Annotated in this window: 9 protein-coding genes; 7 read left to right on the top strand and 2 right to left on the bottom strand. The window is 61.5% G+C overall.

The features are described from left to right. On the bottom strand, window positions 1–1,646 hold a 1,646-nt coding region (locus tag AB4Z20_RS22230), incomplete at its 3' end, for a retention module-containing protein (RefSeq protein ID WP_442090603.1). A 217-nt stretch (window positions 1,647–1,863) separates the two neighbouring features. Then, window positions 1,864–2,007: a hypothetical protein gene (locus AB4Z20_RS22225; RefSeq protein ID WP_158265820.1), complete on the bottom strand. Its 144-nt coding sequence runs from the start codon at window positions 2,005–2,007 to the stop codon at window positions 1,864–1,866. On the opposite strand from AB4Z20_RS22225, the gene AB4Z20_RS22220 reads away from it, so the two are divergent. The 7 genes from AB4Z20_RS22220 (at window position 2,006) to AB4Z20_RS22190 (ending at window position 11,289) form a co-directional block, all read left to right on the top strand. After that, on the top strand, window positions 2,006–3,355 hold the full coding sequence (locus AB4Z20_RS22220) for a TolC family outer membrane protein (protein ID WP_214511046.1): 1,350 nt from the start codon (window positions 2,006–2,008) through the stop codon (window positions 3,353–3,355). The two genes, AB4Z20_RS22225 and AB4Z20_RS22220, sit on opposite strands and share 2 nt — an antisense overlap. A gap of 37 nt (window positions 3,356–3,392) precedes the next feature. Continuing rightward, entirely contained in the window at window positions 3,393–5,549 is a 2,157-nt protein-coding gene (locus AB4Z20_RS22215) for a type I secretion system permease/ATPase (RefSeq protein ID WP_253470815.1), read from the top strand. Further along, a complete protein-coding gene (locus AB4Z20_RS22210) occupies window positions 5,539–6,906 on the top strand; it encodes an HlyD family type I secretion periplasmic adaptor subunit (protein ID WP_320389732.1) in 1,368 nt (455 codons plus the stop codon). Before AB4Z20_RS22215 ends, AB4Z20_RS22210 begins: the two co-directional genes overlap by 11 nt. 542 nt (window positions 6,907–7,448) lie before the next feature. Beyond that, window positions 7,449–8,351 (top strand): TauD/TfdA dioxygenase family protein, encoded by a 903-nt coding sequence (locus AB4Z20_RS22205; RefSeq protein ID WP_258690154.1) that lies wholly within the window; start codon window positions 7,449–7,451, stop codon window positions 8,349–8,351. Between the two features lie 37 nt (window positions 8,352–8,388). Continuing rightward, window positions 8,389–9,414 (top strand): ABC transporter substrate-binding protein, encoded by a 1,026-nt coding sequence (locus tag AB4Z20_RS22200; RefSeq protein ID WP_442090602.1) that lies wholly within the window; start codon window positions 8,389–8,391, stop codon window positions 9,412–9,414. Window positions 9,415–9,419: 5 nt separating this feature from the next. Continuing rightward, the gene (locus tag AB4Z20_RS22195; RefSeq protein ID WP_320389735.1) at window positions 9,420–10,280 is read left to right on the top strand and encodes an ABC transporter ATP-binding protein; all 861 of its coding nucleotides are present in this window, start codon (window positions 9,420–9,422) and stop codon (window positions 10,278–10,280) included. A gap of 142 nt (window positions 10,281–10,422) precedes the next feature. Further along, on the top strand, window positions 10,423–11,289 hold the full coding sequence (locus tag AB4Z20_RS22190) for an ABC transporter permease (protein WP_320389736.1): 867 nt from the start codon (window positions 10,423–10,425) through the stop codon (window positions 11,287–11,289). Window positions 11,290–11,345: the final 56 nt, after the last annotated feature.

Genomic DNA, 11,345 nt, shown 5'->3' with positions numbered 1-11,345 from the left:
CCGGTAATCGTAGTGCTGACGGTGCTGCCGTTGTTGTAGACGTCATTAGCCGGCGTCTCGACGTTGACGGTCCCGGTAGTCTGGCCTGCAGCGATGGTGATGACCGAGCCATTGCTCAAGGTCACGGTCACCGGCGTCTGGGCCGGGTTGGTCAGCGTTGCGGTGTAAACAATCGAACCGCCTTCGGTGATGGATTCGCTGGCCGTCAGTGTCAGGCCAGTGGTATCCGCCGAATCRGTAATCGTGGTGACCGCAGGCGCAGTGCTCGGCACCAGGTTTTCGAAGTTGCCACCGGTTGCGCCGGTAATCGTAGTGCTGACCGTGCTGCCGTTGTTGTAGACGTCATTAGCCGGCGTCTCGACGTTGACGGTCCCGGTAGTCTGGCCTGCAGCGATGGTGATGACCGAGCCATTGCTCAAGGTCACTGTCACCGGAGTCTGGGCCGGGTTGGTCAGCGTCGCGGTGTAAACAATCGAACCGCCTTCGGTGATGGATTCGCTGGCGCTCAGTGTCAAGCCAGTGGTGTCCACCGAATCGGTAATCGTGGTGACCGCAGGCGCAGTGCTTGGGACCAGGTTTTCGAAGTTACCGCCGGTTGCGCCGGTAATCGTAGTGCTGACGGTGCTGCCGTTGTTGTAGACGTCATTAGCCGGCGTCTCGACGTTGACGGTCCCGGTAGTCTGGCCTGCAGCGATGGTGATGACCGAGCCATTGCTCAAGGTCACGGTCACCGGAGTTTGAGCCGGGTTGGTCAGGGTGGCGGTGTAGGTGATCTGGCCGCCTTCGGTCACGGTGTTGCCCGCCGTCAGGGTGACGGTGGTGGTGTCGATGGTGTCGGTGATCTGGGTCACGGCCGGCGTGGTGGGCACGGTCACGGCAATGCCAGTGCCACCGGTGGTGCCAGTGACGGTCACACTGATCTGGCTTGGGTCGTTGTAGACCGTGTCATTCGGCGCGAGTGGAACGTTGACGCTGCCGGTCAGTTGACCCGCCGGGATCACGATCACCGCGCCGTTGGACAAGGTCACGGTCAGGTTGGTCTGCGGAGCCTGGGTCACGGTCGCGGTGTAGACCAACACGCCGCCGGCCTCGGTCAGGGTCGGCGTGGCGCTCAGGGTCATCGTCGCATTGAGCACGGCGTTGGCGGTCGTATTGGCCGTGGTATCGCCACCCAGGGTGTTGTTACCGGTGGCGGCAGCCGCAGCAAGGCCTTCCGTTGGGAAACCGACAGTAGGGTCGACGCTACCAGCGGTGGCATCCAGCACCACAAAGCTGTGGCCGCCACCGGCGGCACCACCCGTACCTGCGGCAGTTGCGCCGGCGGCGGTGGCTTCCAGGGCGGTCGTCGGGTCGACGCCCGCGGCGATGGCTTGTTGCAGCTCTTCTACTGACGGCGCGGCCTGGGCTGTGGCCTGTTCAAGATCGGTGGACGAGTCCGGGGCATTGGCGCTCCACTGGGTATCGCGGCCCAGGTCCAAGGTGCGGCCATCGGCCAGATCCAATGTGACGGCGCCAGAAGGGCCAGTGTCCAACTGATCGCCCGTGTACAGGCGATCACCTTCAATGAGTACGCGCCGGATGCCCTCTGGGGATACGACGAAAACCTGACCAACAATGCTTTTGACAACGGCAATAACACTGCTCATTGAAGACTCTCCGGGTGCCACGCTCAGTAGACTTCCATGGACCCGGCAGCGTGTAGGCAGCAGCGGTCTGGACGTTCATGTTTCACAAAGTAAGGTTATTTGACGCTTTTGCGTGTCAATATTTTGACTGTGATTTTTCAAACATTTTGTTTGTGCCAAACTATTGACCTTAAGCCGGCCATCCTAAACAATCATTGGCGTAATGTCACATTGATATTTAAGCGGCGACCTGTTCTTTCGGTGCGTGTTCCAGCTCCTGTTTTGAACTTTCCGACATACGGTCATTCCGGTTGCCATCATCCGATGCAGCGCCACGTTTCGCTGTGATCCAAGACAAGTGTTTCAGGAAGAAATCCACCATGCGTCTGCACCTGTTCAAGGCTTTACCCTTTGCCCTCGCCGCCAGTTTCGTACAAGCACAAACCTTGCCGCAGGCCATGCAACAGGCGCTGGATGTCCATCCTGAAATCCAGGCCGGCGTGAACAGTCGCCTCGCGGCGGATTACCAACTCAAGGCGGCCAAGGGCGGCTACCTGCCTAGAGTGGACCTGGCAGCCGGATACGGCCGTGAAGGCACCGACAGCGTCACCACCCGGTCGGGCGGGACCAATCATTGGGAAACCCTGAACCGCAGCGAGTCGAGCCTGCGCCTGTCGCAAATGGTTTTTGACGGTTTTGCGACGTCCAGCGAAGTTGGGCGTCAACAAGCCACCGTCAATGCCCGTGCCTATTCGTTGCTGGACACATCCGAGCGCACCGGTCTGACGGTGGCCCAGGTCTACCTGGACGTGCTGACCCGTCGCGAGTTCGTGCGCCTGGCCGAGGAAAACCTCAAGAGCCACGAGCGCATCTTCGACCAGATCAAGCTGCGCACTTCCCGCGGCGTGGGCAGCGGCGCCGACCTGGACCAGGCCGAAGCGCGCATGGCCCAGGCCCGCAACAACCTGATCACCGAACAAACCAACCTGGCCGATGCCGAGACCAATTACCTCAGCGCCGTCGGCCAACTGCCTGATCAACTGGAGCGTCCAGCCGATTTTCTGGCGCTGCTGCCGGCCAACCTGACCGAAGCCCGCGCCCAGATGCTGGAAAACAGCCCGGTGCTGCGTTCGGCCGAAGCCGACATCGCCGCGACCGAGCAACAGTACGAAGCCGCCAAATCGAGCTTTTACCCACGTTTCGACGCCGAACTGGGCCGCACTGCCGACAACGACCTGGACGGCCAGAACGGTCACAACAATGAATGGCAAGCCATGCTGCGCATGCGTTTCAACCTGTATGCCGGCGGCAGCAACAAGGCGGACCTGGAATCCAAGTCGTACCTGTCCAACCAGGCCCTGGACATTCGCAACAACGCGCTGCGCCAGTTGAACGAAGAGCTGGGCCTGGCCTGGAACGCTTTGAACAACGCCAACGCCCAGGTGCCGGTCGCCCAGCAATACGTGGATCGCAGCGCCAACGTGCGCACCGCCTACCAGAAGCAGTTCAGCCTCGGCGAGCGGACCCTGCTCGACTTGCTCGACAGCGAAAACGAGCTGTTCAGCGCTTCCCGTCGCCTGGCGGAAATCAAGAATGTGCAGCTGTTCACCCAGTACCGGATCAAGGCAACCATGGGCCAGCTGTTGAAAAGCCAGGGTGTGGTCGCACCGTTGGCATCGGTTGTGCAGAACGACATGAAGCCCAAGGTTCAGTTGCCTGGGATGAATTGAGTCCTACCACCCGTTTTAATCAGTCAGAGTGCCGAGCGTGGAATCAGAAGTCCGTCCAGTCGAACTAGTTCATGACCCGCGCACGCTGCACGACGACCCGCTGTTGGACGGCTTGCTGGCGCTCTGCATGCTGCATCAGAAGCCGGCCAGCGCGGCGATGCTCACCACCGGCCTGCCGCTGCCCAAGCAGCGGCTGAGCGTCGAATTATTGTCGCGCGCGGCGGCCCGTGCCGGTCTGCAAGGTCGGGTGCTGCAACGCAAGCTCGAGCAGATCCCGACCATCGCCATGCCAGCGCTGTTGTTGCTCAAGGACGGCCGCAGTGCCGTGCTGCTGGGCTGGGTCGGTGACGACCAGGCGCGGTTGCTGCTCAGCGAAAGCGACGGCGGTGAGGTGACCATCAGCCGCGAACTGCTGGCCGATGACTACAGCGGCAAGGTGTTCTTCGCCCAGCCGCAGCATAAATTTGACGTTAACCACGGCACGCTGATCCCTCGGGCGCGTTCGTGGTTTCGCGACACCCTCAAACGGTCCCGCTGGCTGTATGCCGATGCCATTGCCGCGAGCCTGCTGATCAACATCATTGCCATGGCCGCGCCACTGTTCGTGATGAACGTCTACGACCGCGTGGTGCCGAACCAGGCCGAATCGACCCTGTGGGTATTGGCCGTTGGTATCACCGGCGCCTATGTCTTCGACCTGATCCTCAAGATGCTGCGCAGCCTGTGCCTGGACCTGGCCGGCAAGAAAACCGACCTGATCATCTCGGCGACGCTGTTCGAACGCATCGTCGGCATGTCCATGAAGTACCGCCCGGCGCGGGTCGGCAGCTTTGCCCAGAACATCCATGAGTTCCAGAGCCTGCGGGACTTCCTCGCGTCGCTGACCCTCACCAGCCTGATCGACCTGCCGTTCACCCTGCTGATCTTCATGGTCATCGCGATTATCGGCGGGCACCTGGTGTGGATTCCGGTGCTGGCGTTCCCGATTGCCCTGCTGATCGGCTACGCCTTGCAGAAGCCTTTGGTGGCAACCATGGAGCGCACCATGGCCCTGGGCGCCGAGCGCCAATCCAGCCTGATCGAAACCCTGGCCGGCCTGGATGCGGTGAAGGTCAACAACGCCGAGAGCGAACGCCAGTACCAGTGGGAACAGACCATCGGCACCCTCAGCCGCCTCGAGCTGCGGGTGAAAATGCTGTCCGGCCTGGCGATGAACATCACTTTGCTGATCCAGCAACTGGCCGGCGTGGTCATGATCGTCTTCGGCGTTTACCTGATCATCGCCGGCAACCTGAGCATGGGTGGGCTGGTCGCCTGCTACATGCTCAGCGGCCGCGCCCTCAGCCCTTTGGCTTCGCTGTCGGGCCTGCTGACCCGCTACCAACAGGCGCGGGTGACCATGACGTCCGTCGACCAGATGATGGAGCTGCCCCAAGAGCGCAATTTCGACGAGCGCCCGCTGAGCCGCAAGGTCCTGCAGGGCGCCATTGAATGCCGTCAGTTGAACTTCACTTATCCGAACCAGCAGAACCCCGCGCTGAAGAACATCAACCTGGTGATCAAGCCGGGCGAGAAAATCGGCATCATCGGCCGCAGCGGCTCGGGCAAGAGTTCCCTGGCCAAGTTGCTGGTGGGGCTTTACCAACCCGATGACGGCGCCTTGCTGGTGGACGGCGTGGACATCCGCCAGATCGACGTCAGCGAGCTGCGCTACAACATTGGCTACGTGCCCCAGGACATCCAGCTGCTGGCCGGTACCCTGCGCGACAACCTGACCTCCGGCGCCCGTTACGTCGAAGATGAACTGGTGCTCCAGGCCGCTGAACTGGCAGGCGTGCATGAGTTTGCCCGCCTGCATCCGCAAGGCTATGAACTGCAAGTCGGTGAGCGCGGACAGAACCTGTCCGGTGGTCAGCGCCAGAACGTTGCCCTGGCCCGCGCGCTGCTGCTCAACCCGCCCATCCTGTTACTGGACGAACCCACCAGCGCCATGGACAACACCGGTGAAGAACGCTTGAAACAGCGCTTGGCTGCCGTGGTGGAAAACAAGACCGTGTTGCTGGTGACGCACCGGGCATCCTTGCTGTCGCTGGTGGACCGCCTGTTGGTGATCGACCGTGGACAGATCCTCGCCGACGGCCCGAAAGCCGCTGTCATGGAAGCGTTGAAGAAGGGGCAGATCAGTGTTGCTTAAATCCGGTTTAAAGGGCGCGGTGGGTCGCTATTTCAAAGGTTCCGACTCGCTGCACGGCCAACCGCTGCCCGAAGTCAACAAGGCGCTGATCGAGGACGCTCCCCGGGTGGTGCGGCTGACGATCTGGGGCATCATCGGCTTCTTTGTGTTCCTGATGTTGTGGGCCAACTTCGCCGTGATCGACGAAGTGACCAAGGGCGACGGCAAGGCGATTCCCTCGTCCAAGATCCAGAAAATCCAGAACCTGGAAGGCGGCATCGTCGCTGAGCTGTTCGTCAAGGAAGGGCAGATCGTCGACGCCGGCGCGCCGTTGATTCGCCTGGACGACACCCGGTTTGTCTCCAATGTCGGCGAAACCGAGGCTGACCGCCAGTCCATGCTGTTGCGGGTCGAGCGTTTGAGTGCCGAGGTCGATGACCGGCCGCTGAACTTCCCGGCCGATGTGCTCAAGGCGGTGCCGGGCCAGGCTGCCAGCGAGGAGTCGCTGTACATCAGCCGCCGCCAGCAGTTGCACGATGAAATCGGCGGCTTGCAGGAGCAGTTGATCCAGCGCCAGCAGGAACTGCGCGAATTCGTGTCCAAGCAGGCGCAGTACCGCTCCGGCCTGGCGCTGCAACGCCAGGAAATCAACATGTCCGAGCCGCTGGTGGCCCAGGGCGCGGTATCGCCGGTGGAAGTGCTGCGGCTCAAGCGCGCCGAGGTCGAGACCCGTGGGCAACTGGACGCCACGACGCTGGCGATCCCGCGTGCCGAATCGGCGATCAAGGAAGTGCAGCGCAAGATCGATGAGACCCGCGGCAAGTTCCGCAGCGAAGCCCTGACCCAGCTCAACGAAGCTCGCACCGACCTGAACAAGGCCCAGGCCACCGGCAAAGCCCTGGAAGACCGGGTGAGCCGGACCCTGGTGACGTCGCCCGTGCGCGGCATCGTCAACAAGTTGCTGGTGAACACCATCGGCGGCGTGATCCAGCCCGGCAGCGACCTGGTGGAAATCGTGCCGCTGGACGACACCATCCTTGTGGAAGCGAAAATCCGTCCCCAGGACATCGCCTTCCTGCACCCCGGCCAGGACGCCACGGTGAAATTCACCGCGTACGACTACACCATCTACGGCGGGATGAAAGCCAAGCTGGAACAGATCGGCGCCGACACCATCACCGATGAAGACAAGAAAACCACCTACTACATCATCAAGCTGCGCACCGAACGCAGCCACCTGGGCACCGATGACAAACCCCTGCTGATCATTCCGGGCATGGTGGCGTCGGTGGACATCATCACCGGCAAGAAAACCGTGCTCAGCTACCTGCTCAAGCCAATCATCAAGGCCCGGTCCGAGGCGCTGCACGAGCGCTAGCCCTTCAGACCGGACTCCTCCCTTGTGGGAGCGAGCTTGCTTGCGATGACGGTGTGTCAGCGACAGATAACGTGTCTGACCTGACGCTATCGCGAGCAAGCTCGCTCCCACAGTATTTACCGTTGATCAATTTATGGTGTGATTGCTGGGACGCTTTTGTGGCGAGGGAGCTTGCTCCCGCTTGAGTGCGAAGCGCTCATCGCTTTTTTGGGGCCGCTGCGCGCCCCAGCGGGAGCAATCTCTGGCCACAGGACCGTGGCGTTCCCAAAACCCTTGTGGGAGCGAGCTTGCTCGCGATGACGGTGTGTCGGTGTTAAATAAAAGTCTGGCCCACCGCCATCGCGAGCAAGCTCGCTCCCACAGGTTCTGCCATATAGTTATGCATTTATAATATTTAAATTAACTTTCTTATACCTTTAAAGTCATCCCCCTGCGTACCTGCCGACCAATCGGCGCGCCGCACGACACAAACCAACACGGTAACGCCGTGAGTTTTGATCGATTGCGCGCCTGTTCAAGCGCGCTGTGCGTGGGAGTGATGTATGCCAGCCGTCTCTTATTCTCCAGATTCATCTATCGCGAACATTGCCCCGCAGTCGTTCGACATCCGCCCGTTCCGCGATGCCGTAGGCGCCGAAATCGTCGGGCTGGACCTGTCCCGACCGATCAGCGACCAGGATTTCGCCCGCATCCACCGCGCACACCTGGACTATCACGTCGTGGTGTTCCGCGACCAACGCATCACCCCTGAACAACAGATCGCCTTCAGCCGCCGTTTTGGCGTGCTGCAGATCCATGTGCTCAAGCAGTTCCTGTTAGCTGGGCATCCGGAAATCCTCATCGTCTCCAACATCATCGAAAACGGCCAATCCATCGGCCTCGGTGATGCCGGCAAATTCTGGCATTCGGACCTCTCCTATAAAGAACTGCCCAGCCTCGGCTCGATGCTCCACGCCCAGGAGCTGCCGAGCGAAGGCGGCGACACGCTGTTCGCCGACATGCACAAAGCCTGGGACGGTTTGCCCGAAGCGCTGCGTAAAGCCGTGGAAGGCCGTTCGGCGGCGCATTCCTATACGGCGCGCTACAGCGAAACCAAATTCGAAGGCAACTGGCGCCCGACGCTTACGCCGGAGCAACTGGCCCAGGTCGCCGAAGTAGTGCATCCGATCGTGCGCACCCACCCGGAAACCGGGCGCAAGGCGTTGTTCGTCAGCGAAGGGTTCACCACCCGCATCGTCGGTCTGCCGGAGGACGAAAGCACAGCGCTGCTGGCCGAGCTGTATGCCCACAGCGTGCTGCCGCAGAACATCTATCGCCATCAATGGCAGTCCCATGACCTGGTGTTCTGGGACAACCGCTCGCTGATCCACTTGGCCGCCGGTTGCCCGAGCCATCTGCGCCGCAAGCTGTATCGCACCACCATCCAGGGCGACGCCCCTTTCTGATCGGCTGCGCCTCGCGCAAAGAGCCCGGAGAATCACCATGTCCAAACGCATTGCTTTTGCACCGCTGGCCGCCGCCATCGGCCTGGGGTTCAGTTTGCTGGCCGGCAGCCTGGTCGCGCCGGCCAGTGCCCACGCCGAGGGCGAGATTCGCATCGCCGAGCAGTTCGGCATCGTTTACCTGCTGTTGAACGTGGTTCGCGATCAACAATTGATCGAGAAGTACGGCAAGCAGGAAGGCATCGAGATCAAGGTCGACTGGACCCAACTGTCGGGCGGCGCGGCGGTCAACGATGCGTTGCTGTCGGGCTCCATCGACATTGCCGGGGCCGGTGTCGGGCCGTTGTTGACGGTCTGGGACCGCACCCGTGGCAAGCAGAACGTCAAGGCCGTGGCTTCCCTGGGCAACTTTCCCTATTACCTGTTGAGCAACAACCCGAACGTCAAGACCATCGCCGACTTCACCGAGCAGGACCGCATCGCGGTGCCGGCGGTGGGCGTTTCGGTGCAGTCGCGTTTCCTGCAATACGCCGCCGCGAAACAGTGGGGCGACAAGGACTTCAATCGCCTCGACAAGTACACCCTGGCGGTTCCGCATCCGGACGCCACAGCCGCGTTGATTGCCGGTGGCACCGAGTTGACCGGGCATTTTTCCAACCCACCGTTCCAGGACCAGGCCCTGCAAAACCCCAACGTCCACGTGGTGCTCAACTCCTATGACGTGCTCGGGCCGAATTCGCCCACGGTGTTGTTCGCCACCGAGAAATTCCGCGATGAAAACCCGAAGACCTACAAGGCATTCGTGGAGGCGCTGACCGAAGCGGCCGAATTCGCCCAGAAGGACAAAGGCGCGGCGGCGGACACCTACCTGCGGGTGACCAAGGCCAAGATCGACCGGGCGACGTTGCTGAAGATCATCGACAACCCGCAGATCGAATTCACCGTCAGCCCGAAAAACACCTACCCGCTGGCCGAATTTCTCTACCGCGTCGGCGCGATCAAGAACAAACCGGCGTCGTGGGAAGATTATTTCTTCCAGGACGCCAAACCGCTGCAGGGGAGCTGATTGTCATGAATGCGCTTTTGCAAGGCCACGCGGCCAGCAACCCCACTTCCACCGGGACCGCGTTGTTGTCGGTGGATAACGTCAGCCTGGAATACCGCACTCCGCAGCGAGTGGTGCGGGCCACCCACCAGGTCAGTTTCGAAGTCGATCCGGCGGACCGTTTTGTACTGCTTGGCCCATCGGGCTGCGGCAAGTCGACCTTGCTCAAGGCCATTGGCGGCTTCATCACGCCGTGCGAAGGCGAGATTCGCCTGCAAGGCCAGACTGTCAGCGCGCCGGGTCCGGACCGGATCGTGGTATTCCAGGAGTTCGATCAACTGCCGCCCTGGAAAACCGTGAAGCAGAATGTGATGTTCGCGCTGCTGGCATCCGGCACGCTCAAGCGCCGCGAGGCCGAAGAGCGGGCGTTGCATTACCTCGACAAAGTCGGCCTGGCGGCGTTTGCCGATGCCTACCCACACACCTTGTCTGGTGGGATGAAGGCCCGCGTCGCCATTGCCCGGGCGTTGGCGATGCAGCCGAAGATCCTGCTGATGGACGAGCCCTTCGCCGCCCTCGATGCCCTGACCCGACGCAAGATGCAGGAAGAATTGCTGCTGCTCTGGGAAGAGGTGCGTTTCACCCTGCTGTTCGTCACCCACTCCATCGAAGAAGCACTGGTGGTGGGCAATCGCATCCTGCTGCTGTCACCGCACCCAGGAAGGGTACGGGCGGAAATCCACAGCCACCAATACGATCTGCACAGCCTCGGCGGCGTGGGCTTCCAGCACACTGCGCGGCGGATTCATCGGTTGCTGTTCGATGAAAACCAGTCGCCGGACACCGAGCGTGAGCTGGATTTCGCCGACATCCGTATCGCCTACTGACCCTGTAGGAGCTGTCGAGTGCAACGAGGCTGCGATCTTTTGATCCTTCGCTTGAGACTCAAGCAACAGGGACAAGATCGCAGCCTCGCTTCGCTCGGCAGCTCCTACGGGGCGGTGCCAGGTTCTGAAAAAGAGAGAGTCTATGAGCCAGTTATCGCCTGCGCGCGAAGAATACGAAGTCGATCTGCAACCCCTGACCCACGTGCCATTGGAGCGCGAGTTGCCCTTGGGCCAGCGCCTCTGGCAACAGGGTTGGCTGCGCAAAAGCCTGATCCTGTTGCTGCTGGCGCTGGTGTGGGAGGGCGTGGCGCGTTACCAGAACAACGACCTGCTGCTGCCGAGTTTCCTGCAAACCGCCAGTGCGTTGTACGACGGTTTGCTCAGCGGCGAGCTGCTGGGCAAAGTGTGGATTTCCCTGGTGGTGCTGCTCAAGGGCTATTTGCTGGGCATCGTCCTGGCGTTTGGCTTGACCACGCTGGCCGTATCGACCCAGTTCGGTCGTGACTTGCTCAGCACCCTGACGTCGATGTTCAACCCGTTGCCGGCCATCGCCCTGTTGCCGTTGGCGCTGCTGTGGTTCGGCCTGGGGCAGAACAGCCTGATTTTCGTGCTGGTGCATTCGGTGCTGTGGGCTCTGGCGTTGAACATGTATGCGGGGTTTCTCGGCGTGTCGGAAACGCTGCGCATGGCCGGGCGCAACTACGGGCTCAAGGGCCTGCGTTTTGTGCTGTTCATCCTGATCCCGGCGGCGCTGCCGTCGATCCTCGCCGGGCTGAAAATCGGCTGGGCCTTCGCCTGGCGCACGCTGATCGCCGCCGAACTGGTGTTCGGCGCCACCAGCGGCAAGGGCGGCCTGGGCTGGTACATTTTCCAGAACCGCAACGAGCTGTACACCGACAAGGTCTTTGCCGGGTTGGCGGTGGTGATTCTGATCGGGTTGCTGGTGGAGAATCTGGTGTTCGACAGTCTGGAGCGGGTGACGGTGAAGCGCTGGGGGATGCAGCGGTGATTCGGTAGTACACCTTTGTGGCGAGGGCGCTTGCTCCCGCTCGGCTGCGCCCTGTA

The sequence above is a fragment of the Pseudomonas sp. KB_12 genome (assembly GCF_052114545.1).
Lineage (GTDB): Bacteria > Pseudomonadota > Gammaproteobacteria > Pseudomonadales > Pseudomonadaceae > Aquipseudomonas > Aquipseudomonas brassicacearum.
The sequence above is the reverse complement of the archived record's forward strand: the minus strand, read 5'-3'. Positions and strand labels throughout refer to the sequence as shown.